Here is a 26741-nt window from a genome sequence, read left to right as displayed (position 1 = left end):
TTGCTCGCGATGAGGCCGGAACAGTCACCTCAAATCCCACAGAGCTCACGCAACAGTCGGGTATCCAGATGCTTCTCCACCAGATCCGCCAGCCGCTCGATATCGCGCTCACGCAACGCGTGATAATCCACGTCCTGCACCGCCTGCAAACCTGCCCAGCGCAACAGCGCACTGCACGCCGCGGGCGATTCAAACAGGCCATGCAGGTAGGTGCCGAAAATCTGCCCGTCCGCGCTTTGCGCACCGTCGCAGCGACCGTCATCCAGCTGCACCGCGGCGTTTTCCAACGCCGGCCCGGTGGTCACCCCGGCATGAATTTCATAGCCGCTGACTGGCGCATCTTCGAGCGCCAGACGCCCGCGCACATTGCGCAATTGCTTCTCTTCTTCGAGCTGGGTTTCGAACGCCAACAAGCCCAAACCGGCGCTGGAACCCGGCGCGCCTTCGAGGCCCAGCGGGTCGTGGACCTGGTTGCCGAGCATTTGCAGACCGCCGCAAATGCCCAGCACTTTGCCGCCATAACGCAGATGACGACTGATCGCGGTGTCCCAGCCACTGGCCCGCAGGTACGCGAGGTCGCTGCGCACGCTTTTCGAGCCGGGGAGAATAATCAGGTCCGCCGGTGGAATCGCCTGACCGGGGCCGATGAATTGCAGATCCACCTGCGGATGCAGGCGCAGCGGATCGAAATCGGTGTGGTTGCTGATTCGCGGCAGTACAGGCACCACTACTTTCAGGACCTGGTCGGCCTTGTCAGTCTGACGCTGATCGATGCCGTCCTCGGCTTCCAGGTGCAGGTCCATCACGTAAGGCAGAACGCCGATCACCGGTTTGCCGGTGCGCGCTTCCAGCCAATCCAGCCCCGGTTGCAGCAAAGCGATATCGCCGCGAAACCGATTGATGATGAAGCCTTTGACTCGCGCCTGTTCGCTGGGCGACAGCAGTTCCAGCGTGCCCACCAGATGCGCAAAAACCCCGCCGCGATTGATGTCGGCGATCAACACGACCGGACAATCCACCGCCTCGGCAAAGCCCATGTTGGCGATATCACCGGCACGCAGATTGATCTCGGCCGGCGAACCCGCGCCTTCGACCATGACCACGGGATACGCCGCGCTCAGCCGTTCATGAGAGGCCAGCACTGCTTGCATGGCGATAGCTTTGTAGTCGTGATACGCGACCGCGTTCATCGTCGTGACCGCGCGACCATGGATGATCACTTGAGCGCCGGTGTCGCTGTTGGGTTTGAGCAGCACCGGGTTCATGTCGGTGTGCGGCTCAAGGTTGGCGGCCTGAGCCTGCACCGCTTGCGCACGACCGATCTCGCCACCGTCGGCGGTCACGGCACTGTTAAGCGCCATGTTCTGTGGTTTGAACGGCACGACGCTGACGCCCTGACGCGTGACCCAGCGGCACAACGCCGTCACCAGCGTACTTTTACCGGCGTCGGAAGTGGTGCCCTGCACCATCAACGTAGTCATTGGGTTTCCTTGGCGTAGGCTTCGAACGCTTGCGCGAGACGTGTCCACTCGGTTTCATCGGCGGGCAAGCCGAAACGCACGCTGCTGTTGTGGGTGAACAACCGCAGCAGAATGCCGCGCCGGGCCATGAACTCATGCAGGTCTTCGGCACGGTCGGTGATCAGCCATTGAAACAAGGCGCAGCCACCCTGGGGTTTGAAACCGTGGTGTTCAAGCAGCAGCGCCAGACGCTCGCTGGCTTCATCAGCGCGAACCCGTTGCCGGACATGCCCTTCGGTATCCAGCAGACAGGCCTGCCCCAGCACCCGCGTCGGCCCGCTGACCGCCCACGGCCCCACTTGCTCGGCCAGCAACTTGAGCAACTTGCGCTCAGCCAGGACGAAACCCAGACGCACACCGGCCAGGCCGAAAAACTTGCCGAAGGAACGCAGCACGATCAACCCGACCTGATTGGCAAAAGGTGCCAGGCTCAGCTGCGGTGTGTTGTCCATGAACGCCTCGTCCACCACCAGCCAGCCACCGCGCTGGGCCAGCCGCGAGTGCCAGTCGAGCAGCCGACTCGGTGTCAGGCTCAGGCCGGTAGGATTGTTCGGGTTGACCACCACCAGCACGTCGAGGCTGTCGAGAAAGAAGTCGACTTCCTGCTCCAGCACTTCACGCACGATGTAGCCGTTACGGCGCCACGCTTCGGCGTGTTCGGCGTAACACGGCGAGAGCACGCCGACCTTGCCGGCCCGGCGCAAACGCGGCAGCAACTGGATCGCCATTTGCGAGCCAGCCACCGGCAGCACCTGAGCGGCGCCGTAATAATCACAGGCCGCCTGCTCCAGGCCGTCATCGGTTTCCGGCAAACGCGCCCAGGCCCGCAACGGAATCTCCGGGACCGGAAACGGCCAGGGCGCGAGGCCGCTGGACAGGTCGAGCCAATCGGCTTCGGCGATGCCGTAATCGAGCGCCGCCTTGCGTAACCGACCACCGTGCTCAAGCATAAAATTCAGCCCCCACGCAGAGGATCAGCAACCATAACCATACCCCGCGCTGGACCAATTGCCAGCCGCGGTCGATGGAGTCGGCGTCCGCCGGCACGCCTTCGCCCAGTGGCGGACGCTGATGCAGTTCACCGTGATAAATCGCCGCCCCGCCCAACTCGACGCCGAGCGCACCGGCACCGGCCGCCATCACCGGACCGGCATTCGGGCTGTCCCAGGTCGGGCCCTGTGTGCGCCAGCATTTCAGCGCCAGACGGGTTTTGCCCAGCAGCGCGTAGGTCAATGCGACCAAGCGCGCAGGAATGTAGTTGAGGACGTCGTCGATCTTTGCCGCCGCCCAGCCGAAACGCTCGAAACGTTCGTTGCGGTAACCCCACATCGCATCCAGCGTGTTGCTCAAACGGTAGAGCACCACGCCAGGCGCGCCGGCCACAGCAAACCAGAACAGCGCAGCGAATACCGCGTCGCTGCCGTTCTCCAGGACAGACTCCGTGGCGGCGCGGGCGACTTCGGTTTTATCCAGTTCGCTGGTCTGGCGGCTGACCAGATAACTGACACGTTTGCGCGCCTCGTCCAGATCATCGCTGCGCAGCGCCTTGGCCACAGGCGTAACGTGCTCACCGAGGCTGCGCATGCCGAGGGCGCAATAGAGCACGAGAATCTCGACGATCCAGCCGACATAGGGCGCCCAGGAAAACGCCGTGGCCAGCAGGGTCAGCGGCAACACCGCGATCACCCAGGCAGTCACGCCATGGCTGCGCCAGCCGCGACCCTCACCATTGAACCGTTGCTCGATGCGCTCGGCAAAACGGCCGAACGCCACCAGCGGATGCCAGCGTTTGGGTTCACCCAGCAGCGCATCCAGCGCAACCGCGGCGACACTCAACAACGCCACACTCATTGACTCACTCCCCAATAATTTTCATACAACAGCTCACTGAGCGGACGCGCCTGCGCCCAGCCTTCGAGTACCAGCATCGGCGCCGGATAGAATTCCTTGACCGGACCGAGACAAAGAACGGCCAACGGCTTGGCTCCGACGGGCAAACCCAGCAGGTCCGCCAGGGCTTGCGGCTCGAACAGCGACACCCAGCCCATGCCCAATCCTTCAGCGCGGGAGGCCAGCCAGAGGTTCTGGATCGCGCAGGACAATGACGCCATGTCCATTTCCGGCAAAGTGCGGCGGCCGAAGATATGACGCTCTCGATCGTCCATCAGCGCGGCGACCAGCACCTCGGCGCAGTCGTTGATGCCTTCGACTTTCAGCTTCATGAATTCGTCGGTGCGCTCGCCGAGGGCTTCAGCGGTGCGGATGCGTTCTTCTTCAACCAACAACTGGATCTTGCCGCGCAGGGCTCGATCGCTGATGCGGATGAACCGCCAGGGCTGCATCAGGCCGACACTCGGCGCTTGATGCGCGGCTTCGAGCAGGCGCCGCAGCAACTCGGGCTCGACGGTGCCACCGCTGAAATGACGCATGTCGCGGCGTTCGCCGATGGCTCGGTAGACCGCCGCGCGCTCGGCTTCGGAAAATGCGTTGTTGCTCATGGCCTCTTCGCGAGCAGGCTCGCTCCCACATTGGAAGGTGTGCTGCCTGAAGAAACGCAGTCAACTGTGGGAGCGAGCTTGCTCGCGATGGCGGCCTCAAGGTCAGGCGCAAATAATGCGGCTACAGCGGCGGGATTGGACGGGAAATAAAAGTGCACATAAGAGGCGGTCATCCGCCCTTCACGATAAACCGCCTCTGCCCCTCGCCCACCGTTCGGGCTCAAGCCACGAGCAATCGGCTCAAGCTCGGTACTGGTCAGCGAATGGTGATAGGTGTGCCCGCGCAACGAACCTTCCGGCAACTCGACCGCTTGCAACGCCAACGCGGCCAGACGCTTTTGCATCACCGCATCCCCCGCCAGCAAGCCGACCAGTTCAGCGCGGGTACCTTCGACATCGGTCAACGAATCGAGCAGATACAGCATGCCGCCGCACTCGGCCAACAACGGCTTGCCCGCCGCATGGTGAGCGCGGATTGCGTCCAGCATCGTGGTGTTCTGTGACAGCGCCACATGGTGCAATTCGGGATAACCGCCCGGCAGATAGAGGCTGTCTGCCTCCGGCAATTGCGTGTCACGGATCGGCGAGAAAAACAGCAACTCGGCGCCCATGGCGCGGAGCAGATCCAGGCTAGCACCGTAGGTGAAGGCAAACGCTTCGTCACGGGCCACGGCAATACGCACGCCGGCCAGCAACGGTTCTGCCGCGATCACATCTGGAGCGGCGAATTCCACCGCCGGTGGCAGCGCGACCTCGCAACTGCTGGCCAGCGCATCGGCCGCCGCATCGAGGCGCAGATCAAGATCGTTCAACTCACTGGCCTGAACCAGCCCGAGGTGTCGGCTCGGCAATTCGATCCCGGTTTCCCGGGACAAGGCGCCGTACCAGCGCAAGCCTTCAGTGAGGCTGCCTTCCAGTAGTTGCGCGTGACGCAGGGTGCCGACGCGGTTGGCCAGCACACCGGCAAACGGCAAGTCCGGCTGATAACGCGCCAGCCCCAACGCCAGTGCGCCAAAGGTCTGGGCCATGGCGGTGCCGTCGATCACACCCAGCACCGGTACGCCGAAATGCCGCGCCAGATCAGCGCTGGACGGCGTACCGTCGAACAACCCCATGACGCCTTCGATGAGGATCAGATCGGCTTCACCGGCGGCTTCCCACAACAGTCGACGACTTTCCTGCTCGCCGACCATCCACATGTCCAGTTGATACACCGGCGCACCGCTGGCGCGCTCGAGAATCATCGGGTCGAGGAAGTCCGGGCCGCATTTGAACACGCGCACCTTGCGCCCCTGATTGCGATGCAAACGGGCCAGTGCGGCGGTGACGGTGGTCTTGCCCTGACCGGAGGCCGGCGCGGCAATCAATACCGCCGGGCAATGACGTGGTTGACTCACAATTCGACGCCTTTTTGCGCTTTGATCCCGGCCTGGAACGCGTGCTTGATCACGCCCATTTCGGTGACGGTGTCAGCCAGTTCAATCATCTCCGGCTTGGCGCCGCGACCGGTGACCACCACGTGCTGCATCGGCGGACGGGCCTGCAAGTCGCTGAGCACTTGATCGAGATCCAGATAACCGTGCTTGAGCGCAATGTTCAATTCATCCAGCACCACCAGGCCGATCGACGGATCACGCAGCAATTCGCGCGACACCGCCCATGCGGCTTCAGCGGCGGCGATGTCACGCTGGCGATCCTGGGTTTCCCAGGTGAAGCCCTCGCCCATCACATGAAAACGCACCTGTTCCGGGAAGCGCCGGAAGAACAGTTCTTCGCCGGTGCTGCTGCGCCCTTTAATGAACTGCACCACACCACACTGCATGCCGTGGCCCATGGACCGGGCGAGCATGCCGAAAGCCGAGCTGCTTTTGCCTTTGCCGTTGCCGGTCAGCACCAGCAGCAGGCCACATTCATTCGGGGAATTGGCGATGCGTTCGTCGATCACGGCTTTTTTGCGCAGCATGCGCGCCAGATGACGTTCGTCACGATCGGGGGTATCAGTCATGGGGGAGCTCTCCGTTGAGGCTGGATAACGGCGGGCAGGCACAAGAATAGACGGCAAAAAAGCCTGGCATCGCCCACCGTGATGCCGCTGGATGGATCAGGCCGGTCTCCGGGCTCATGAGCGGCGTTTTGCCTGACTGCGCGCCTTCCCATGTCGACAGTCGACACAGTGGCTCAAGGCGCAGTCTTTACTCATTTACCGTTGCGGGGGCAGCGCCGGGATCATGGCTCTTCGTCGCTTGAAGAGAGTCACTCACCGGCTTCCCTGTTTCACTCTGTCGACCAAGGTCACAGAGCACCTGAAACAAGCCGCGAAGGTTAGAGGGTTGGGGATGGAGCGTCAATTGAAGACGGGCGGCCTGCGAGCGAATAACTGCCGTCGATCAATTATCTGACGCCAATCTTGTGCCACACTCTCAGCAGTGATATCAAAGAGCCACAACCTCACAACACAAGAACAAGGGTGAGCCACATGCAAGGCATGATCATCAGCAATCCGAAGCTGGAATTCCTGCGCCCGGTGCTGGAACGCTGGTTTGACTGTATCGACCGCTACAACGCCGTGCGCGGCGATAACGACACGCCTTACTGGTTCGACGAAAAAGCCAACCTGAGCCTGCTGTCCGCCGCGGCCTGGATGGCGGAAATGGTTACGCTGCAACAAACACCGACCCGCAAACAGACCGAAGAAGGCGAACGCAATGGCCGAGCCGATCTGTTTATCGCGACCAGCGAAGAACGCGCTTACCTTCAGGCGACCCAGCGCTGGCCACGCGTCAACAGCCTGAACCTGACGCAAGCATTACAAGACATCACCAGCGACGCCAAGCGCATCAGCTACGCCAGCGACCTGAAACTCGGCTGCCTGTTCGTCGCGCCGCAAAAAGCCCAACAAAGCGCCACCCCGGAAGAACTCCAGGACATGCTCGACGACCTGCAAAAGGAACACACCTGCGCGGTGGCCTGGTATTTCCCCTACGCCTATCGCAAGTTACGCAACGAAGCCGGCAACTATCACCCCGGCATTGCCGTGCTGTTCAAGGAAGCCCGCGGCTGACCGGTTGAACCATCGCGCACCTGCGCTTCTCTATTGATTAGGTCAATGCATTCATAGGGAAGATCAGCATGCGCAAGCCCCCGCTCGCTCTCGTCATCGTGCTCGCCGGAGGGCTTGCGGCCTGTGGTGAAACCGCCAGGCTGCAAGTCACCGACGGCTACGGCCCGTCACCCAAGCTGCCAGAACCGAATAAAACCCTGATCCCGACGGTGAACATCGCCCCGGCGATCGGCTGGCCGGACGGCACGAAACCCATCGCCGCGACGGGGACTCAGGTGGCGGCTTTTGCCGAAGGTCTCGATCACCCGCGCTGGCTCTATGTATTACCCAACGGCGACGTGCTGGTCGCCGAAACCAACGCACCACCCAAACCCGATGACGGCAAAGGCATTCGTGGTTGGGTGATGGGCAAAGTCATGGGCCGTGCCGGCGCCAAAGTACCGAGCCCGAACCGCATCACGCTGCTGCGGGACAAGGACCACGACGGCGTCGCCGAAACCCGCACAGTGTTCCTGGAAAACCTCAACTCACCCTTCGGTATGACCCTGGTCGGCAATGACCTGTACGTCGCCGACACGGACCGCCTGCTGCGCTTCCACTATGAAAACGGCGAGACGGCGATCAAGTCACAGCCGATGAAGGTGATCGACCTGCCGGGCGGTACGCTGAATCACCACTGGACCAAAAACGTCATCGCCAGCAAGGACGGCAGCAAGCTGTACGTCACGGTGGGCTCCAACAGCAACGTGGCCGAAAACGGCATGGACAAGGAAGAAGGTCGCGCGGCGATCTGGGAAGTGGATCGCGCCACCGGCAATCATCGAATCTTCGCCTCGGGGATTCGTAATCCAAACGGTCTGGCCTGGGAACCTCGGAGCGGCGCACTGTGGACGGCGGTCAACGAACGCGACGAAATCGGCAGCGACCTGGTGCCGGACTACATCACTTCTGTGAAGGACGGCGGGTTCTACGGCTGGCCTTACAGTTATTACGGTCAGCACGTCGACATCCGCGTCGAGCCGCAAAACCCCGACCTGGTGGCCAAGGCCATCGCTCCGGACTACGCGGTCGGCCCACATACCGCATCGCTGGGCCTGACATTCGCTGAAGGCAACAGACTGCCGGCGCAATTCAAGGAAGGCGCATTCATCGGCCAGCATGGCTCGTGGAACCGTAAACCGCACAGTGGCTACAAAGTGATTTTTGTACCGTTCAGCGCAGGAAAACCGACCGGGCAGCCGATTGATGTGCTCACCGGTTTCCTCAACAACGAGGAAAAAGCCATGGGCCGGCCGGTGGGTGTGGTGATTGATCGGCAGGGTGATTTGTTGGTGGCGGATGACGTGGGCAACAAGGTGTGGCGCGTGTCGGCGGTTAAATAAATTTCGAACAACACATAACCCATGTGGGAGCGAGCCTGCTCGCGATGAGGCCGGCACATTCGACATTGAATTTGCCTGACCCACCGCTATTCGCGAGCAGGTCGAATCGTCGCACCGTCGCTCCCACAAGGACCGCGTTTAGCGCTTACGACAGAGCGTGAGCCCATCACCTAAAGGCAACAACGACAGATCCACACGCGAGTCATCCTTCAAGGCGCGATTGAGCGCCTGGATGGCTCGGGTGTCTTCGCTCTCGGGATTGTCCTCAAGCACCCGTCCGCTCCACAGCGTGTTATCAAACACCGCCAGGCCGCCAACGCGCAGCAAACGCAATGCGTGCTCCAGATAGCGTGGGTAGTTGGCTTTGTCGGCATCGATGAAGATCAGGTCGAATGGCGCTTGCTGATCCAGCTGAGCCAGGGTTTCCAGCGCGGGCGCCAGACGCAGATCAATCCGCTCGGCAAGCCCCGCTTCCTGCCAGTAACGGCGCGCAGTGGCGTTGTAGTCGCCAGGTATGTCACAGCAGATCAGCGAACCGTCATCTGGCAATGCAGCCGCCATGCACAAGGCGCTGTAACCGGTAAAGGTGCCCACTTCCAGCAGACGCTTGGCGCTGGTGAGTTTCACCAATAGCGCGAGGAACTGACCTTGCTCCGGCGCCACCTGCCAGCGAGCCATGGGCAGCGCCTGGGTTTCGTCACGCAAACGCTTGAGCAACGGCGTTTCGCGCAGGGAAACGTCGAGCAGGTATTGATACAGGGAATCGTCGAGATTAAGTGTGCGAGCGGTCATGACAACCTCTGCCATTTAGGGGTTGCGTGCCAAGTGCTCAGGTTGCAAGACGCGCTTGGCGCTCAGATAAGCTTTCTGCCAGTAAGCTTTGGACAAGCTGTCGAGCTTCACCGTGCCGCCGGTGGCCGGTGCATGGACGAAGCGACCTTCGCCGACGTAGATCCCGGCGTGGCTGACCTGAGAACCGCCATTGGTGGCGAAGAAGATCAGGTCACCGGTTTGCAGCCCTTCCTTGCCCACGCTGGCCGCCTGCATGCTGATCATCTCGCGCGTGGTGCGCGGCAGAGAAATGCCGGCGACGTCACGGTAAACATAACCGATCAGTCCGCTGCAATCGAAACCCGAATCCGGCGTGTTGCCACCCCAGCGATACGGCGTGCCCACCAGGCCGAGCGCACGGAACAATACGTCTTCTGCCTCAGGGGAGAATGCTTGGGAGGAACTGAAAATAATGGGTGGACGAACCACCGGCGCAGGGGGCGGTGTACGGCTGGCGCAGGCGCTGAGCAGCGCTGCGAAGAACATGATTGCGAGGCGGGCCGACGTCGACATATGCAGAGCATCCTGATCTGGCTGCGGCTTTTTTCTGCAGGGGGCGCAGAAAAGAAAACCGCCTGCGCAGGACGCAGGCGGTTTGCCATCAATAATAGATCAGGATTCTAGCTGCTACGTGGCAAACTTCAAGTAAGACTTTAAGTTCACCTTACAAAAAGTCCGCTTACTTGCGAGCCGTGACGATCGCCGGGGACGCAGTCGGCGCCATCGCCAGTGCGCGCTTGGCTTCGATGAAGGTTTTGCTCCAGTAGCTGTCGCCCAGGTTATCGATCCGGACACCACCGCTTTTGCGGCTACTGGAATGGATGAACTGGTTGTCACCCAGGTAGATCCCGGCGTGACTGACGCGGCCGCGACGGCCATTGGTGGCGAAAAACAGCAAGTCGCCCGGCTCCAGTTTGCTGCGAGAAACCAGCGGAGCGTCGACGTTGATCATTTCGCGAGTGGAGCGTGGCAGGTTCAGGCCGGCTTCTTCACGAAACAGGTAACCGATGAAGCCGCTGCAATCAAAGCCAGCTTCGGAGGTGCCGCCGAAACGGTAACGGGTACCGATCAGGGACATGCCGCGTTCGAGGATGCTGTCAGCCAGAACCGGAAGCTGGTACGACTTGCCGCCGGCGAAGTCTGCCAGTTCTTTTTCGGTGGCCGCCTCTTCCTGGAAAAGAGCTTGCTGATAAGCGGAAGATTGGGCGGTAGCAGAATTTTTGACCTGCTGTTGTTGCTCTTGCTGAGACACTGGAGAGTGAGCAGCGCAACCGAACAACAGGGTGACGAGTGCGAGGGGCACGAGGGGTGCAAAGCGATTTAGCATGGGCACGACCGTGGCTGATAGTTCTAAAGAAGCCGAGACTATGCCTACTATCAACCTCATTTGCAAATTCAATCGATCTTTATGTGACTTCTCGGTTTCTCGTTTACATCTAAGCGCTTAAGCCCGTTTTAGACGTTCGCGCGGCCTACGACCCTGTAGGAAAGCGGATTTCTTGGCGCCTGAAATATGCCGAACCCCGCTACAGGCCTTGGCTTTACCAGCCCAGGGTTTCTTTCAGGAAGGGAATCGTCAGCTTGCGCTGAGCTTGGAGGGAGGCCTGATCGAGGCGCTCAAGCAGCTCGAAAAGTGCACTCATGCTGCGCGTACCGCGGGTCAAAATAAAATGCCCGACTTCATCGGTCAGGTGCAGACCGCGACGAGAGGCGCGCAGTTGCAAGGCACGCAATTTGTCTTCGTCGGAGAGCGGACGCATCTGAAAGATCAAGGCCAACGTCAGACGGGATTTGAGGTCCGCCAGCTTCACCGGCAGTTCACGCGGGGATGTCGAAGCGGCAATCAACAGGCGTCGACCGCTGTCACGCAGACGGTTGAACAGATGGAACAGCGCCTCTTCCCAATCCGCCCGACCGGCCACCGCCTGCAAATCATCCAGGCAGACCAGTTCGTACTGTTCGAGGTTGTCGAGGATGGCGATGCCGCGATCAAGCAGTTCGGCCAACGGCAAATACACCGCCGGCTCCCCCAGTTGCTCGAAGCGCAGGCAAGCCGCCTGCAACAAGTGCGTACGCCCTACCCCGTCCTTGCCCCAGAGATAAATCAGGCTTTCGGTCCAGCCGGCGTCGGCTTCGCATAGCCGCTCGACATAGCCGAGTGCAGCGGCATTGGCGCCTGGATAGTAATTGATAAAGGTAGCGTCATCACGCAGACGCACACCTAGGGGCAGCTGAATCGGTTTCATGCTGACTGAACAGTTCCAAAGGAACCGTTAGTGGCCTCTGTGTAAAGTTTGCGAAGTTTATACCCGTGAGGCGGGTCGCACAATGCGACAGACCACAAGCAAAATCAAAGGTTTGCGTTAACACACTGGTTTTATGCCAGTTTCTTTGGCGGCGCATGTGACCGCCTCGCGAGGGATTCGGGTCAACCTGGCGATGCACCAGGCTGCCCGCGACGCGTGATCAGAGCCACTTAAAGCTCGGGCTCATCAACACCGCTGTACATATCCGAATCTTTATACAAATCATGCACATGGCGCACCAGCACCATGATCACCGCCGCCACCGGCAGCGCCAGCAGCACGCCGGTAAATCCGAACAGCTCGCCCCCCGCCAGAATCGCGAAGATCACCGCCACCGGGTGCAGACCGATCCGGTCCCCCACCAGCAATGGCGTCAGCACCATGCCTTCCAGCGCCTGCCCCACCATGAACACCGCGACGATTCCGATCATGGGATACAGATCGCCACCGAACTGGAACAGCCCGGCAATCAAAGCCGCACCGATCCCGATAACGAACCCCATGTACGGCACGATCGCCGCCAGACCGGCAATCAACCCGATCAACAGCCCCAGCTCCAGCCCTACCAACATCAGGCCGGCCGCGTAGATCACGCCCAACGCCACCATCACCAGCAACTGCCCGCGCACGAATGCACCCAGCACTTCATGGCATTCACCCGCCAGGATTACAACGCGTTCCTCGCGATCACGGGGCAGCAGACCGCGAATCTTGGCCATCATCAGGTCCCAGTCCCGCAGCAGATAGAAACTCACCACCGGGATCAGCACCAGATTCGCCAGCCAACCAATCAGCGCCAGCCCGGAAGCCGTCGCCTGACTCAGCACGACCCCGACAATGTCAGTGGTCTGGCCCATGTGCTCACTGATTGCTGCCTTGAGCTTGTCGAACTTCCAGAAATTATCCGAGAGTCCGAATTTCGATTGCGCCCACGGCAGTGCGGTGTGCTGCAACCAGTCGAGCATCTGCGGCATCAGTTCGTACAAACGAAACAACTGCTTGGCGAGCATCGGCACCAACACCAACAGCAGTGTCGTGAAGATCAAGGTAAACAGCGCAAACACCGCCACCACGCCCCAAGTCCGAGACAGACCGGCCTTTTCCAGCCGATCCACCAATGGATCGAACAGATAAGCCAACAGCAGCGCCACCAGAAACGGCGTCAGGATCGGATGCAACAGCCAGACAAACACGCAGAGCAGAACCACCCCACCCAACCAGAACCAACGCCGCGTATCGGCCATGTACAACTCCATATGCATCTATATAAAGAAAGAAAACCGTTACCAACGGAATCGCAACTGCGGCACAGGTGCCGGAGTCGGCGCTACTACCGGTGCCGAACCCTCGGCCGGCTGAACCGGTGCGACTGGCGCCGGCGCTTCACCGGCCGGAACCTCCTGCAACCTGGCCAGCGACAATTGCGCCTTCAACTGCTCGGCGCTGCCATTGACCCGGTAGAGAATCCGGTCGCCGTCGACACTTTGCAGACGCGCACCAAACGGCTCCAGCAAACGCCCAAGCACCGCGTAGTGCTCCAGATTCATGCCCTGCACTTCGAGCAATTGTTCGCCCGAAGCACCCGGTTTGACGACAAAGCGAGGCGCCAGCCGCTCACTGACCGCCAGCATCACCGCATCGGCCACCGCGGCCTGATCCGCACCCTCTACGCTGCCCGCCTCCTTCTTGTCGCCCAGCCACAAATGCCACTTGGCCTGCCACTGCCCGCCTTCTTCACGAGCATGCACCGCGAGCAAGGCGTCAGCGCTGTAACGCTCCGATACCCCGCGCAGTGGCGTCGCGTCCGTACCTTCCAGGTTCGGTGCCGTGGCGACAATCTGCTCACTCAGATCGGCCAGCGGCAAGCGCAGCGGCAGACCACGGTGTTGAGCCGCTCGGCGCAGCGGTGCAGCACTGGCCTGGCCATCACCGACAAGGCTCGAACCCTCGGTGGAGTCGTTCAACCACCAGCCGAGGATCGAAGGCCGGTTCGCCCCCCACAACGACAGTCCGGCACGGCGCAACGCTTGCTCGGTGGTGGCCGGGTCGAAATCGACCTTCAGGACTTCCGGCGGGCCAGCGTCAAAGCCGTACTGACTGATGATTTGCTGCGGGTCCTTGCGCAATGCCGCCAACCCCGGGCTTTGCGCAGCCTTGGGATCGCCGGTCAGACGCAATACCAGCGTATCCAGCGCTTGCTGGGTCGCTTGATCGCGCACTTCCGGGGTTTGACCACTGACAGGCTGACGCACCTGATACAGGTTTTTGACGGTTTCGGCATGACTCGCCAGGCTGACCAATGACAAACAGCCCGCAAACAAAAATCTAGAAAAAAAGCGCATGGAGGATTCCTGACGACAAGAGCGGCTGGAACAGGCCGCGTGAACCGGATTGAGCAAGGCTGTGACCACGCCCCCAAGCAAAACATTCACCCGACCCCGGCAAGTTTTTGCACTGTCATAACGATAGACACTTAATAGGGATACCTTATACAGCCATGAAGGAGACGACCAACACGGGCAATGAAGGTTTTTTTAAGCTGATATGCCCCTGCCGTCGGCCTGAGGATGGCCGCTGCCCCTCAAGCCTGATAAAATCGCGCGCCTTCGCAGACCGGCAACAGCCGGGCACCCTGAAATATGCGCTTGGCAATCGCCTTCGTCAGTTTCGGTGGTCCCACTGGACTCGGTCGTTACCCCTGAATCCCCCCTAAAGGCCTGGATCATGAGCAAGCAACCCTCCCTGAGCTACAAGGACGCCGGTGTAGACATCGACGCCGGTGAAGCATTGGTCGAACGCATCAAGAGCGTCGCCAAGCGCACTGCGCGCCCGGAAGTCATGGGCGGCCTGGGCGGTTTCGGCGCCCTCTGCGAAATCCCGGCCGGCTACAAACAGCCTGTGCTGGTTTCCGGTACTGACGGCGTTGGCACCAAGCTGCGCCTGGCACTGAACCTGAACAAGCACGACAGCATCGGCATCGACCTGGTTGCCATGTGCGTGAACGACCTGGTGGTCTGCGGCGCCGAGCCGCTGTTCTTCCTCGACTACTACGCTACCGGCAAACTCAACGTCGAAACCGCGACCCAGGTCGTGACCGGCATTGGCGCTGGCTGTGAATTGTCCGGCTGCTCCCTGGTCGGCGGCGAAACCGCTGAAATGCCTGGCATGTACGAAGGCGAAGACTACGACCTGGCCGGCTTCTGCGTCGGCGTCGTGGAAAAATCCGAAATCATCGACGGTTCCAAAGTCGCTGCCGGCGATGCCCTGCTCGCCCTGCCGTCTTCCGGCCCGCACTCCAACGGCTACTCGCTGATCCGCAAGATCATCGAAGTGTCCGGTGCCGACATCGAAAACATCCAGCTCGACGGCAAACCGCTGACCGACCTGCTGATGGCCCCGACCCGTATCTACGTGAAGCCGTTGCTCAAGCTGATCAAGGAAACCGGCGCCGTCAAAGCCATGGCCCACATCACCGGTGGTGGCCTGCTGGACAACATCCCGCGCGTTCTGCCAAAAGGCGCACAAGCCGTGGTTGACGTTGCGAGCTGGACCCGTCCTGCCGTGTTCGACTGGCTGCAAGAGAAAGGCAACGTCGACGAAAACGAAATGCACCGCGTGCTGAACTGCGGCGTGGGCATGGTCATCTGCGTTGCTCAAGAGCACGTTGAAACCGCGCTGAACGTACTGCGTGAAGCCGGCGAGCAGCCTTGGGTCATCGGTCAGATCTCCACCGCTGCCGAAGGCGCGGCTCAGGTTGAACTGAAGAACCTCAAGGCTCATTGATGTCCCAGACCTGTGATGTGGTGGTGCTGTTGTCCGGCACCGGCAGTAACTTGCAGGCCTTGATCGACAGCACGCGGACCGGCGACAGCCCGGTCCGCATCGCTGCGGTGGTTTCCAACCGCGCCGACGCTTACGGCCTGCAACGCGCCAGGGACGCGGGTATCGACACCCGCACCCTGGATCACAAGGCTTTCGAAGGCCGCGAGGCCTTCGATGCCGCGCTGATCGAACAGATCGACGCGTTCAACCCCAAACTCGTGGTACTGGCCGGTTTCATGCGCATTCTCAGCGCTGACTTCGTGCGCCACTACGCGGGTCGCCTGCTCAACATCCATCCCTCGCTGCTACCCAAATACAAAGGGTTACACACCCATCAGCGCGCGCTGGAGGCCGGCGACACCGAGCACGGCTGCTCCGTGCACTTCGTCACCGAGGAACTCGATGGCGGACCACTGGTCGTACAGGCAGTAATACCGGTAGAGTTGCACGATTCGCCGCAAAGTCTTGCGCAGCGAGTTCATACCCAGGAACACCTGATCTACCCGCTGGCTGTACGCTGGTTTGCCGAAGGTCGTTTATCACTCGGCGAGCAAGGTGCTTTACTGGATGGGAAGTTACTCGCGGCCAGCGGCCACTTGATTCGAACCTAGGAGATTTTATGCGTCGCGCCCTGCTCTTCGCTTGCGCTCTGCTCGCACTGCCATTTGCGCAGGCTGCAGAACTTCAACCTTTCTCCGCCAGCTACACCGCTGACTGGAAGCAGTTGCCCATGAGCGGCACCGCTGAACGCAGCCTGACCAAGCAAGCCAACGGCGCCTGGAAGCTCAGCTTCAAGGCCTCGATGATGATCGCCAGCCTGACCGAAGAAAGCACCCTGACGCTGGACAAGGACACCTTGCTGCCGCAGTCCTACCACTTCGAACGTGGCGGCCTGGGCAAAGCCAAGAAGGCTGACCTGGATTTCGACTGGACCAACAAAATGGTCACCGGCACCGATCGCGGTGACCCGGTCAAGATCCCGCTCAACCGCGGCATGGTCGACAAATCCACTTATCAGCTGGCCCTGCAGCACGACGTGGCCGCTGGCAAGAAAAGCATGAGCTATCAAGTCGTCGACGATGGTGAAGTCGATACCTATGATTTCCGCGTGCTGGGTTCGGAAAAGGTCGACACCAAAGCTGGCCAGATCGATGCAATCAAGGTCGAGCGCGTGCGCGACCCGACACAAAGCAAGCGCATCACCGTCCTGTGGTTCGCCAAGGACTGGGATTACCTGCTGGTTCGTCTGCAACAGGTTGAAACCGACGGCAAGGAGTACAACATCATGCTCCTCGACGGCACGGTCAACGGCAAGGCTGTCAAAGGCAGCTGATCCGGCTCGACACAAAAATCCGGAATCCGATAAGGGTTCCGGATTTTTTTTGCCTGCTGAAACTCAGATCCGCGCCAGCGCCTGTGCCAGGTCGGCGCGCAGGTCTTCGACATCCTCGACCCCCACGGACAACCGCACCAGCGCATCGCCGATGCCGAGTTGCGCACGGGTGTCTGCGGGGATGCTCGCATGGGTCATGATCGCCGGGTGCTCGATCAGGCTTTCCACCCCGCCCAGGCTCTCGGCCAAGGCGAAGATCCGCACACTCTCGAGGAAGCGCGTGGCACCGGCCAGGTCGCTGTTCAGGTCGAGGGATATCATTCCGCCGAAACCGCGCATCTGCCGCTGCGCCAGGACGTGCTGCGGGTGCGACGGCAGGCCTGGATAATAGACGCGCGCCACCTGCGGCTGACGCTCCAGCCATTGCGCCAGGTCCAGCGCGTTGTTGCAGTGGCGTTCCATGCGCAGCGCCAGGGTCTTAACACCGCGCAGGGTAAGGAAAGCGTCGAACGGCCCGGCGATCGCGCCTACCGCGTTCTGCAGAAAGCCCAGACGCTCCGCCAGGTCTGCGTTTTGTCCGACCACCGCGATGCCGCCGATCACGTCGGAGTGGCCGTTCAGGTACTTGGTGGTCGAGTGCAGCACGATGTCGAAGCCCAGCTCCAGCGGGCGCTGTATCCACGGGCTGGCAAAGGTGTTGTCGGCCACACAAATGATGCCGCGCTGGCGGCAGATGCGCGCGATGGCAACTAGGTCGGTGAGGCGCAGCAAAGGATTGCTCGGCGTCTCGACCATGACCATCCGCGTGTCGTCCTGCAGCGCCGCTTCGAAGGCCGACACATCAGTCAGGTCGACGAAGCTGAAACGATGCCCGGCGCTGCGCCGACGCACCTTGTCGAACAGGCGGAAAGTACCGCCGTACAGGTCATTGCCGGAGACGATATGCGAATCAGCATCGAGCAATTCGAGCACGGTTGAGATCGTCGCCAGCCCGGAGGCGAACGCAAAGGCCTGGGTGCCGCCTTCGAGGTCCGCAACGCAACGCTCCAGCGCAAAGCGCGTCGGGTTGTGCGAGCGCCCGTAGTCGAAGCCCTTGTGCACGCCTGGACTCTGCTGCAAATAGGTGGAGTTGGCGTAAATCGGGGGCATCAGCGCCCCGGTGGAAGGGTCGGGCGTTTGCCCGGCATGGATCACACGGGTGGCGAAGGCACGTGGCACAGCGTTTTCATCGTGTTGACTCATGTAAGGGATCTCCGTAGGTGAATGAGCATGTCGACTCGAGTAATCAAGCCGTAGAAGCCCGAAGCGTCGGCGATGATCGCCACCAGCCCACGGTCGAGCTCCGCCCGTAGTTCAGCCAGACTGGCGCCTGGAGGCAGGGTTTGCAGCTTATCGGTCATCGCGCTGGCCACGCTCGCGCGAAAGTGCGAAGCCTCTTCTTGCATGCCCAGCAGAATGTCGGATTCGTCGATCACGCCGACCAGCCGCTGCCCGCCCTCCAGCACCGGCAGTTGCGACACATCGGCCAGGCGCATGCGCTGGAACGCGGTGAGCAGCGTATCGTCCGGGCCCACGCTGATCACCCGGCCATCCTCGAAGCGCCGCGAGATCAGGTCGCGCAGATCGCCGTAATGTTTGTACTGCAGCAGGCCCTGATCGTTCATCCATTGGTCGTTGTAGACCTTCGACAGGTAGCGTGTGCCGGTGTCACAGACGAAGCTGACAACCCGCTTCGGCTCGGTCTGCTCGCGGCAGTAACGCAGCGCCGCCGCCAGCAGTGTGCCGGTCGAAGAGCCGCCGAGTATGCCTTCGGCGCGCAGCAGTTGGCGGGCATGATCGAAGCTTTCCTCGTCGCTGATCGAGTAGGCGTGACGCACGCTGGACAGGTCGGCAATCGACGGAATGAAGTCCTCGCCGATGCCCTCCACCGCCCAGGAGCCGGGCGTGCTCATGGTGCCGCTGCGGCTGTATTCGGCCATCACCGAGCCGACCGGATCGGCCAGCACCATGACCAGGTCCGGTTGCACGCGGCGAAAGAAGCGGGTCAGCCCGGTCAGCGTACCGGCCGAGCCAACGCCGACGACGATGGCGTCCAGATCATGCTGAGTCTGCGCCCAGATTTCCGGCGCGGTGCTGCATTCGTGGGCCAGCGGGTTGGCCGGGTTGTTGAATTGATCGGCGAAGAAAGCGTCGGGAATTTCCAGCGCCAGCCGCGCCGCAACGTCCTGGTAGTAATCGGGATGGCCCTTGCCAACGTCGGAGCGGGTAATGTGCACCTCGGCGCCCATCGCCTTGAGGTGCAAAACCTTCTCGGTGGACATCTTGTCCGGCACCACCAACACCACTCGGTAACCCTTGGCTCGGCCGACCAGCGCCAGGCCAAGGCCGGTATTGCCGGCGGTGGCTTCGACGATGGTGCCGCCGGGGCGCAGGCTGCCATCGCGCTCGGCGGCGTCGATCATCGCCAGGCCGATGCGATCCTTGATCGAACCGCCGGGGTTCTGCGATTCAAGCTTGAGGAACAGCGTGCACGGGCCGGTATCGAAACGGCTGACGCGCACCAGCGGCGTATTGCCGATCAGTTCGAGTACGGCGGGTCGGGAGTCGGTGGGCATGTCGTCACCTCGCTATGCAAATCAGCACTGGATGGACAGCAACCGACGGCGAGTCATCGCGCGCCAGTCGCGGCAAAGTATCGCTTGGACCATAGGCCGGGATGGCGCCACCCGCAACCTTGCACAGCCAGCCGGTAGCGTCGCCGGAACGACAAAACCGCTCGGCGTTCAGACCGAGAACCGCGCCACCATCGTATTCAGATCGACCGCCAACCGAGACAGCTCCTGGCTCGCGGCACTGGTTTGATTGGCCCCGGCCGACGTCTGCAACGCCAGATCGCGAATGTTCATCAGGTTGCGATCCACCTCTCGCGCGACAGCCGCTTGTTCCTCTGAGGCGCTGGCGATCACCAGGTTGCGCTCATTGATCAGAGTAAACGCCGTGGCGATTTCCTCCAGCGCTGTGCCGGCGGCTTTCGCCACTTCCAGGGTCGAACGCGCGCGCGTGTTGCTCTGCTGCATCGAGCTGACCGCAGCATCGGTGCCTTTCTGGATGCCGGAGATCATCTGCTCGATTTCCTGGGTCGACTGCTGAGTCCGGTGCGCCAGCGCCCGCACTTCATCGGCCACCACCGCAAACCCGCGCCCGGCACTCCCGGCCCGCGCCGCTTCGATGGCCGCGTTCAGGGCCAGTAAGTTCGTCTGTTCGGCAATCGAGCGAATCACATCCAGGACTTTGCTGATGCCATAAACTTTCTGCGCCAGGTCCTCGACCTGGGTCGCATTGGCCGTGACATCGTCGGCCAGGGATTCGATGGACAACACGGTCTGATGCACCTGCTCACGACCGTGCTGGGCGATCCGGTCGGATTCCCGAGAGGCTTCGGATGTGGCCACCGCATTGCTCGCGACCTCCTCCACCGCCGCGGTCATCTGATTCACCGCCGTGGCGGCCTGGTCGATTTCCAGGCTCTGCTGATGCAGGCCCCGGGTGGCCTCTTCGGTCACACAACTGAGTTCTTCCGAGGCCGAGGCCAATTGGCTGGATGAGTCGGAAATATGCCGCAGGGTTTCGCGCAAACTCCCCTGCATGCTCTTGAGCGCGTGCAACAGCCGCGCCGGCTCGTCCTTGCCGCTGATGCTGATATCACCGGTGAGATCGCCGCCAGCCACCCCTTCAGCCACCTTCAACGATTGGGAAAGCGGCACGACGATGCTGCGGGTCAGCAGCAGCGCCAGGCCGATGGTCATCAGCGCCGTCAGGCCGATCATCACCCCGACCCAGACCCGCGATTGGCTGAACACCTGGCGCCCCGCCTCCGTCGCCAGGTTAGCGTTGTGCTTGTTCAGTTCGATCAATGCCTTGAGGGTGACGGTGATTTCATCAGCCAATGGACTCATCTCGCCATTGAGGATAGCGGTCGCCTCTTCCACCCGTCCCTGGGCCGAGAGCGCCATCACCTGAGTCTGGAACTGCAGGTATTTTTGCTCCGAGGTTTTGAAGCGGTCGAACAGCACACGCTCTTCGGGCAGCACGATCAGCACCTCATAGCGCTGCTGAGGCTCATCCAGGAGACCTTTGAGCTCGTTGAGTTTGCTGAGGTTTTGCGCCAGCACCTGCGGGTCCCGGTTGAGCAACAGGCGCATAGTCAATGCCCGCAGCCGCAGCATGTCCTGATTCATCTCCCCGACCGCCATCACGCTGGGCAGCCAGTTGTCATCGACCTGATCGGACTGCGCACGCATGTTCGACATTTGCAGCAGCGCGAACGCCCCCAATCCAAACACCATCAACGCCAGCAGGCCAAAACCCAGGCCCGCGCGCGGCGCAATATTGAGACTTCTGATACTCATTAATCTGGTTCCTTCCAAAAGCGCTGCATCAACCCTGCAGCGGGTTGCTTTAGAAGGTATCGGCCCGGAGAAATTTTGCGTAAGACGAAAACGTGATATCAAAACGCCTTACTACTTCGATCGCCGGGCGGTAACGATTCAGCGCTCGGGAATGGGCACGCAAGAAAGTGGAACGCGTAACAAGAGGAGTGCTCTATACCTTCAAGGTCTTTTTTGATCGAATGACTTTTCCTGTTACCTGCGAGGTTTCCCATGACTGTCACCGTCAACACCGTCTCCACCGAAGGTTTTCGTCACAGCGTACAGATCGATGACCATCAACTCTTTGCCGACGTACCGACACTCTCCGGCGGCGAAGGCTCGGCGCCCGAGCCACACGATTACTTCGACGCGGCCCTGGGTGCCTGCAAGGCTCTGACCCTGAAGATGTACGCGAAGAAAAAAGGCATCCCGCTGACCGGTGTCACAGTCGAAGTCAAACGTGACAACAGCGAAGAGCAGAAAGGTAAATATGCCCTGCACGTCAAACTGACACTCAAAGGTGTGCTCACCGATGCCCAGCGCGATGAGCTGCACCGCGTGGCCGACCGTTGCCCGGTCCACAAGTTGATGACCACCACCGATGTCAGCATCGAAACGCACCTGTCTGAAGGTGCCTTCAGCCAATAGCGGCAAGGGCTGCGCAAGCGGGTTATGCTCCACGCATTACCCGCTCAGCCTGGAATGCAGCATGAACACTCCGCTCGTGATCCGTCCCCGCGCCGAAGATGTCGAAGGCCAGCCAATTCTTCGCCCGCTGCCGTCAGCCAAATGCCGCAGCGTCGGGCCTTTCGTGTTTTTCGACCACATGCTCGAAACCCGTTATGAGGCGGGAAAAGGCATGAACATCCGTCAGCATCCGCACATTGGTCTGTCGACCCTCACGTACTTGTTCGAAGGAAAAATCCAGCACAAGGACAGCCTCGGCTCCGATCAGGTGGTGGACGCCGGTGATGTCAGCTGGATGACGGCGGGCAGCGCGATTGCCCATGTCGAGCGCACGCCTGAGGCGTTGAAGGACAGCGGTTTCACCATGCATGGTTTGCAGATTTGGCTGGCCTCACCGAAAGATAAAGAGCACGGCCCCGGACACTACAGTCACCATCCGGCGGCCACGCTGCCGGTCAGCGATAACCTGGGGGTTAAGATCCGGATGATTGCCGGGTCAGGCTTTTGCCTGGAATCACCGGTCCCGGTGCTTTCTCCTACGCTGTATGCCGAATTGAACCTGCAAACGGCGACCACATTGCTGATTCCTACCGAGCATGAAGAGCGGGCGTTGTATGTGCTGGACGGCGAGGTGCAACTGGATGGCGAGTTGATAGAACCGCATTCGCTGGTGGTGTTGCCGGTCGGGGAAGAGATGACGCTGTTCGCTGAAAGCGACTGTCATGCCGTGCTGTTTGGCGGGGCGCCGCTGGATGGGCCGCGGCGGATCAACTGGAATTTTGTGGCGAGCGATCCGGCGTTGATCGATGAAGCGCGGCGACGCTGGGCGGCCGGGGATTGGCCGACGGTGCCGGGGGAAAGTGAGCGGATCGAACTGCCTTAGTTCTTGGTTGGTAATGACACCGCCATCGCGAGCAAGCTCGCTCCCACATTTGGAATGCATTCCCCTGTGGGAGCGAGCTTGCTCCGGGCGGCGTTCCGACGATGAGGCCAGCCCAAACAACAAGAGTGTCAGGGCAAAAACTGCTATCAGCCCTTGAACACTTCATCCAGCAAGTTATGCATCGAGGTAAACGCACGGCTTGCCGTCTTCGCGTCATACATCATCATGCCCGGCACATTGGCGTGCGGATCGGTGAAGGAATGCACTGCGCCGCCGTAGCTCAGCAGTTGCCAATCCACACCCGCCGCGTTCATTTCATCTTCAAACGCCGGCAATTGCTCTTTCGGCACCAATGGGTCGGATGCACCGTGCAGCACCAGCACCGAGCCTTTGATGTTTTTGGCATCAGCCGGATTCGGCGAATCCAGCGTTCCGTGGAACGACACCGCCGCTTTCACCGGCGCGCCGGTGCGCGCCAGATCCAGCGCGCAGCAACCGCCAAAGCAGAAACCAAAGGTCGCCAGCTTCGAGGTATCGACCGCCGCTTCGTCCTGGATCTGCAGCTGATCGAATGCTGCTTGCATGCGTTTGCGCAACAACGGCCGGTCATGCTTGAGCGGCATCATGGCTGCACCCGCCTCGTCGCCGTTCTGCGGGCGGACCGACTGACCGTAGAGGTCCGCGATCAACACCACATAACCCTTGGACGCCACAGACTTGGCGATCTCCTCGGCACCGGCGCTGACGCCCATCCAGTTCGGCGCCATCAACAGACCGGGGCGTGGGCCCTTGTGGTCGGCATCAAACGCCAGACGGCTTTCATACGACTGGCCATCAATCTGATAAGCGACGGAACGAACAGTGATTTGGCTCATGACTAACTCCCAGTAAAAGACACCAGAATAAAAAAAACCCGCCGAAGCGGGTTTTTGTACAACGCAGTTAAACCGACAGTTCAACCAGCAGCTTGTTGAGACGGCGCACGTAGGCGGCCGGGTCTTTCAAGCTGTCGCCGGCGGCCAGGGCCGCCTGATCGAAGAGAATGTGCGACAGGTCGCCGAAGCGCTCGTCGCTCTGCTCGTTGTCGAGCTTCTCGATCAGCGGGTGAGCCGGGTTGAATTCGAAGATCGGCTTCGATTCCGGAACCTTCTGACCGCTGGCTTCGAGGATCTGACGCATCTGCATGCCCAGGTCCTGCTCGCCGATGGCCAGAATCGCCGGGGAATCGGTCAGACGATGGGAAACCCGCACTTCAGCGACAGAATCGCCCAGTGCAGTTTTCAGACGCTCAACCAGACCTTCTTTGGACTTGGCGACTTCTTCCGCGGCTTTCTTGTCTTCTTCCGAATCCAGGTTGCCCAGGTCCAGGTCACCGCGCGCCACGTCGACAAAGCTCTTGCCGTCGAAGTCGCTGAGGTAGCTCATCAGCCACTCGTCGATGCGGTCGGTCAGCAGCAGCACTTCGATGCCTTTCTTGCGGAAGACTTCCAGGTGCGGGCTGTCTTTAACCGCCTCGAACTTCTCGCCGGTCAGGTAATAAATCTTATCCTGACCTTCCTTGGCGCGAGCCAGGTATTCGGCCAGACCCACCACTTGCTCGCCTTCTTTACCGTTGGTCGATGCGAAACGCAGCAGGCCAGCGATTTTCTCTTTGTTGGCGAAGTCTTCTGCCGGGCCTTCTTTCATGACCTGGCCAAAGTTTTTCCAGAAGCTCTTGTATTGCTCAGGCTCGTTCTTCGCCAGCTTTTCCAGCATGTCGAGAACGCGCTTGGTCAGCGCCGACTTCATGGAATCGATGATCGGGTCTTTCTGCAGGATTTCCCGCGACACGTTCAGCGACAGGTCGTTGGAATCGACCACGCCTTTGATGAAGCGCAGGTACAGCGGCAGGAACGACTCTGCCTGATCCATCACGAACACACGCTGCACGTACAGCTTCAGGCCTTTCGGCGCTTCGCGCTGGTACAAATCGAACGGAGCACGGGCCGGCACGTAGAGCAGCGAGCTGTATTCGAGCTTGCCTTCGACCTTGTTGTGGCTCCAGCTCAGCGGGTTCTCGAAGTCGTGAGCGACGTGTTTGTAGAACTCCTGGTATTCCTCGTCTTTCACTTCAGTGCGAGGACGAGTCCACAGGGCGCTGGCGCGGTTGACGGTTTCCCATTCAACGGCCGGTTGCTCTTCGCCTTCAACGGCGGCCACTTCTTTCGGCAACTCGATCGGCAAAGCGATGTGGTCGGAGTACTTCTTGATGATGTTGCGCAGACGCCAGCCATCGGCGAATTCGTCTTCACCGGATTTCAGGTGCAGGACGATACGGGTGCCGCGCTCGGCTTTATCAACGGTGGCAACTTCAAAATCGCCTTCACCCTTGGACGACCAGTGCACGCCTTCGCTGGCAGCAGCACCGGCACGACGGCTGAACACGTCGACTTTATCGGCGACGATGAATGCAGAGTAGAAACCCACACCGAATTGACCGATCAGGTGCGAGTCTTTTTTCTGATCGCCGGAGAGATGTTTCATGAAATCGGCAGTGCCGGATTTGGCGATAGTCCCCAGGTGGGTGATCGCATCTTCACGGCTCATGCCGATGCCGTTGTCTTCGAGGGTGACGGTTTTAGCGTCCTTGTCGAAGCTCACACGGATTTTCAGTTCGGCGCCACCTTCCAGCAACTCAGGCTTGGACAGGGCTTCGAAACGTAATTTGTCGACAGCGTCAGAGGCGTTCGAGATCAATTCGCGAAGGAAAATTTCCTTGTTGGAATACAGCGAATGGATCATGAGGTGCAGCAGCTGCTTCACCTCGGTCTGGAAGCCCAGGGTTTCCTTTTGAGTTTCCACACTCATGGTCATCAAACTCCAATCAGATGGCAGTGGCCGCGACCTGAAGGGTCGGCGGCGGGTTGTCATCAAAGTTGGGGGCTGAGTTCAGGATTTCAAGGGCTCTTCAATTTTGAAATGAGCGCGGGCTGTGGCAATCGGTTCTGCTTCAGTGCTTTGCCAGGCCGTAATCGCAACGTTGGCGACCCGGCGACCCTGCCGACACACCTGGCATCTGGCCCAGGTGTCGCGAAACTGCCCGGCGCGCAAATAGTCGAGGGAGAAATCGATGATCTTCGGCACACCCGGCGAACCGGTGAAAATCAGCAGGTGCAGCGCTGCGGACAGCTCCATGAACCCGGCAATCACACCACCATGGATCGCCGGCAATAAAGGGTTACCAATGTTGTCCTTGTTGGCCGGCAAGCGAAACAGCAGGTCATCCCCCACCCGCGAACATTCGACGCCAATCAGTTTGGCGTAGGGAATCAGGTGCAGCAGCGAGGCGTAGTCGCCCTGCTCATGTGCCTGCTGAAGTTGTTCCTTGAAGGAATCGGTCATTTCGCACCTCCGGCGATGACGCCGCCAAAGCCTTTGGTGCCTTTGATGGCTTTGCCCATGCGCATGAAGGTGCCCACTACATGGGCGATGGGCTGCTCGGGATCGTCCTGATAGGCGAAACCGCGAGCAAAGATCACATCTGTGGTCACCCGGTAGCACTGGGCAAAACCGTAGACATCTTTATGCGGCTCGGCGGCGTGCATGTAGTCGATGCGCAGGTCGAGGGTCGGACAAACTTCGAACTCGGGCAGCACGCAAAGGGTGGACATGCCGCAAGCCGTGTCCATCAGCGAGGTCAGCGCCCCGCCATGAATAACGCCGGTTTGCGGGTTGCCAACAATTTGCGGACTGTACGGCAGGATGACCGTTAGTCCATCACCGCTGGCGCTGTGAACCCGCAGCCCAAGTACCTGACAATGTCGCAGCGCGGATAGAAATCGTGTAGCGCGCTCAAAAACGGGGTTTTCGGCCATTTTGATAAAAACTCTTCTTAATGTTCAGGCAACGCACTAGGTGTTTTTAGTAAAAGTTCCCGTCGGAATAAACTTATATATCTGTATGAATTGAGGAACTTAACGCTATGGGTTGCGCTCGAAAGGCCAGTAGA

At 60.5% G+C, this 26741-nt stretch carries 26 protein-coding genes, 1 pseudogene and 1 riboswitch; of the genes and pseudogenes, 7 read left to right on the top strand and 20 right to left on the bottom strand.

Annotated elements, in window-relative coordinates; genetic code table 11:
- Positions 1 to 29 precede the first annotated feature (29 nt).
- From AC3IUE_RS08965 to cobO, 6 genes are read right to left on the bottom strand one after another with little or no spacing between them, the layout of a single operon-like run.
- Positions 30 to 1481 carry a cobyric acid synthase gene (locus AC3IUE_RS08965; protein WP_489266815.1) on the bottom strand — a complete coding sequence of 484 codons (1452 nt, stop codon included), beginning with the start codon at positions 1479 to 1481 and terminating at the stop codon, positions 30 to 32.
- Positions 1478 to 2470 carry a threonine-phosphate decarboxylase CobD gene (cobD, locus tag AC3IUE_RS08960; protein WP_489266813.1) on the bottom strand — a complete coding sequence of 331 codons (993 nt, stop codon included), beginning with the start codon at positions 2468 to 2470 and terminating at the stop codon, positions 1478 to 1480. Before cobD ends, AC3IUE_RS08965 begins: the two co-directional genes overlap by 4 nt.
- Positions 2463 to 3371 carry an adenosylcobinamide-phosphate synthase CbiB gene (gene cbiB / locus AC3IUE_RS08955; protein ID WP_489266811.1) on the bottom strand — a complete coding sequence of 303 codons (909 nt, stop codon included), beginning with the start codon at positions 3369 to 3371 and terminating at the stop codon, positions 2463 to 2465. The genes cobD and cbiB overlap by 8 nt, the downstream gene beginning before the upstream one ends.
- A complete protein-coding gene (gene bluB / locus AC3IUE_RS08950; RefSeq protein WP_489266809.1) occupies positions 3368 to 4018 on the bottom strand; it encodes a 5,6-dimethylbenzimidazole synthase in 651 nt (216 codons plus the stop codon). Before bluB ends, cbiB begins: the two co-directional genes overlap by 4 nt.
- Entirely contained in the window at positions 4015 to 5415 is a 1401-nt protein-coding gene (locus AC3IUE_RS08945; protein ID WP_489266807.1) for a cobyrinic acid a,c-diamide synthase CobB, read from the bottom strand. Before AC3IUE_RS08945 ends, bluB begins: the two co-directional genes overlap by 4 nt.
- Positions 5412 to 6023 (bottom strand): cob(I)yrinic acid a,c-diamide adenosyltransferase, encoded by a 612-nt coding sequence (cobO, locus tag AC3IUE_RS08940; protein WP_046048017.1) that lies wholly within the window; start codon positions 6021 to 6023, stop codon positions 5412 to 5414. The genes AC3IUE_RS08945 and cobO overlap by 4 nt, the downstream gene beginning before the upstream one ends.
- 82 nt (positions 6024 to 6105) lie before the next feature.
- Positions 6106 to 6340: riboswitch (cobalamin riboswitch) on the bottom strand.
- Between the two features lie 154 nt (positions 6341 to 6494).
- On the opposite strand from cobO, the gene AC3IUE_RS08935 reads away from it, so the two are divergent.
- Together AC3IUE_RS08935 and AC3IUE_RS08930 are read left to right on the top strand one after the other, a co-directional pair.
- Positions 6495 to 7079, top strand: coding sequence for a hypothetical protein (locus AC3IUE_RS08935; RefSeq protein ID WP_046048018.1), 585 nt, complete (start codon positions 6495 to 6497; stop codon positions 7077 to 7079).
- 68 nt (positions 7080 to 7147) lie between these two features.
- On the top strand, positions 7148 to 8461 hold the full coding sequence (locus AC3IUE_RS08930; protein ID WP_489266804.1) for a PQQ-dependent sugar dehydrogenase: 1314 nt from the start codon (positions 7148 to 7150) through the stop codon (positions 8459 to 8461).
- Between the two features lie 138 nt (positions 8462 to 8599).
- On the opposite strand, the gene AC3IUE_RS08925 is transcribed toward AC3IUE_RS08930, so the two are convergent.
- The 6 genes from AC3IUE_RS08925 to AC3IUE_RS08900 all read right to left on the bottom strand — a co-directional run bounded on the left by AC3IUE_RS08925 (position 8600) and on the right by AC3IUE_RS08900 (position 13940).
- Positions 8600 to 9253 (bottom strand): O-methyltransferase, encoded by a 654-nt coding sequence (locus AC3IUE_RS08925; RefSeq protein ID WP_489266802.1) that lies wholly within the window; start codon positions 9251 to 9253, stop codon positions 8600 to 8602.
- A 15-nt stretch (positions 9254 to 9268) separates the two neighbouring features.
- Complete coding sequence (locus AC3IUE_RS08920) at positions 9269 to 9805, bottom strand: C40 family peptidase (protein WP_056744025.1); 537 nt, start codon at positions 9803 to 9805, stop codon at positions 9269 to 9271.
- Between the two features lie 166 nt (positions 9806 to 9971).
- A complete protein-coding gene (locus tag AC3IUE_RS08915) occupies positions 9972 to 10619 on the bottom strand; it encodes a C40 family peptidase (protein WP_056744023.1) in 648 nt (215 codons plus the stop codon).
- 214 nt (positions 10620 to 10833) lie between these two features.
- The gene (gene hda / locus AC3IUE_RS08910) at positions 10834 to 11538 is read right to left on the bottom strand and encodes a DnaA regulatory inactivator Hda (protein WP_008148645.1); all 705 of its coding nucleotides are present in this window, start codon (positions 11536 to 11538) and stop codon (positions 10834 to 10836) included.
- Between the two features lie 230 nt (positions 11539 to 11768).
- The gene (locus tag AC3IUE_RS08905; RefSeq protein WP_489266799.1) at positions 11769 to 12842 is read right to left on the bottom strand and encodes an AI-2E family transporter; all 1074 of its coding nucleotides are present in this window, start codon (positions 12840 to 12842) and stop codon (positions 11769 to 11771) included.
- A 39-nt stretch (positions 12843 to 12881) separates the two neighbouring features.
- A complete protein-coding gene (locus AC3IUE_RS08900) occupies positions 12882 to 13940 on the bottom strand; it encodes a DUF2066 domain-containing protein (RefSeq protein ID WP_056744020.1) in 1059 nt (352 codons plus the stop codon).
- 382 nt (positions 13941 to 14322) lie between these two features.
- On the opposite strand from AC3IUE_RS08900, the gene purM reads away from it, so the two are divergent.
- From purM to AC3IUE_RS08885, 3 genes are read left to right on the top strand one after another with little or no spacing between them, the layout of a single operon-like run.
- On the top strand, positions 14323 to 15381 hold the full coding sequence (gene purM / locus AC3IUE_RS08895) for a phosphoribosylformylglycinamidine cyclo-ligase (protein WP_008148639.1): 1059 nt from the start codon (positions 14323 to 14325) through the stop codon (positions 15379 to 15381).
- The gene (purN, locus tag AC3IUE_RS08890) at positions 15381 to 16031 is read left to right on the top strand and encodes a phosphoribosylglycinamide formyltransferase (protein ID WP_056744018.1); all 651 of its coding nucleotides are present in this window, start codon (positions 15381 to 15383) and stop codon (positions 16029 to 16031) included. Before purM ends, purN begins: the two co-directional genes overlap by 1 nt.
- An 8-nt stretch (positions 16032 to 16039) precedes the next feature.
- Positions 16040 to 16753: a DUF3108 domain-containing protein gene (locus AC3IUE_RS08885; RefSeq protein WP_056744016.1), complete on the top strand. Its 714-nt coding sequence runs from the start codon at positions 16040 to 16042 to the stop codon at positions 16751 to 16753.
- A gap of 63 nt (positions 16754 to 16816) precedes the next feature.
- Here AC3IUE_RS08885 and AC3IUE_RS08880 read toward each other — a convergent pair whose 3' ends face one another.
- The 4 genes and pseudogenes from AC3IUE_RS08880 to AC3IUE_RS08865 all read right to left on the bottom strand — a co-directional run.
- Entirely contained in the window at positions 16817 to 17995 is a 1179-nt protein-coding gene (locus tag AC3IUE_RS08880; RefSeq protein ID WP_489266796.1) for a trans-sulfuration enzyme family protein, read from the bottom strand.
- Entirely contained in the window at positions 17992 to 19368 is a 1377-nt protein-coding gene (locus tag AC3IUE_RS08875; RefSeq protein WP_046048028.1) for a pyridoxal-phosphate dependent enzyme, read from the bottom strand. Before AC3IUE_RS08875 ends, AC3IUE_RS08880 begins: the two co-directional genes overlap by 4 nt.
- A 168-nt stretch (positions 19369 to 19536) precedes the next feature.
- Positions 19537 to 20580 carry a methyl-accepting chemotaxis protein gene (locus AC3IUE_RS08870; protein WP_489268770.1) on the bottom strand — a complete coding sequence of 348 codons (1044 nt, stop codon included), beginning with the start codon at positions 20578 to 20580 and terminating at the stop codon, positions 19537 to 19539.
- Between the two features lie 96 nt (positions 20581 to 20676).
- A pseudogene (locus tag AC3IUE_RS08865) lies at positions 20677 to 21099 on the bottom strand (MCP four helix bundle domain-containing protein); the annotation flags it as partial.
- A 315-nt stretch (positions 21100 to 21414) separates the two neighbouring features.
- Here AC3IUE_RS08865 and AC3IUE_RS08860 point away from each other — a divergent pair.
- Complete coding sequence (locus AC3IUE_RS08860; protein ID WP_056744010.1) at positions 21415 to 21831, top strand: OsmC family protein; 417 nt, start codon at positions 21415 to 21417, stop codon at positions 21829 to 21831.
- 61 nt (positions 21832 to 21892) lie between these two features.
- The gene (locus AC3IUE_RS08855; protein WP_046048030.1) at positions 21893 to 22753 is read left to right on the top strand and encodes a pirin family protein; all 861 of its coding nucleotides are present in this window, start codon (positions 21893 to 21895) and stop codon (positions 22751 to 22753) included.
- 146 nt (positions 22754 to 22899) lie between these two features.
- Here AC3IUE_RS08855 and AC3IUE_RS08850 read toward each other — a convergent pair whose 3' ends face one another.
- The 4 genes from AC3IUE_RS08850 to AC3IUE_RS08835 form a co-directional block, all read right to left on the bottom strand.
- A complete protein-coding gene (locus AC3IUE_RS08850) occupies positions 22900 to 23628 on the bottom strand; it encodes a dienelactone hydrolase family protein (RefSeq protein ID WP_489266794.1) in 729 nt (242 codons plus the stop codon).
- A gap of 67 nt (positions 23629 to 23695) precedes the next feature.
- Complete coding sequence (gene htpG / locus AC3IUE_RS08845; RefSeq protein ID WP_056744671.1) at positions 23696 to 25600, bottom strand: molecular chaperone HtpG; 1905 nt, start codon at positions 25598 to 25600, stop codon at positions 23696 to 23698.
- Between the two features lie 81 nt (positions 25601 to 25681).
- The gene (locus AC3IUE_RS08840; protein WP_046048032.1) at positions 25682 to 26134 is read right to left on the bottom strand and encodes a PaaI family thioesterase; all 453 of its coding nucleotides are present in this window, start codon (positions 26132 to 26134) and stop codon (positions 25682 to 25684) included.
- Positions 26131 to 26607, bottom strand: a complete 477-nt coding sequence (locus AC3IUE_RS08835; RefSeq protein ID WP_223430800.1) for a PaaI family thioesterase — start codon at positions 26605 to 26607, stop codon at positions 26131 to 26133. Before AC3IUE_RS08835 ends, AC3IUE_RS08840 begins: the two co-directional genes overlap by 4 nt.
- Between the last annotated feature and the right edge of the window lie 134 nt (positions 26608 to 26741).

The sequence above is a fragment of the Pseudomonas sp. GL_093 genome, assembly GCF_057837605.1.
This window is presented reverse-complemented; position numbering and strand designations above follow the sequence as displayed.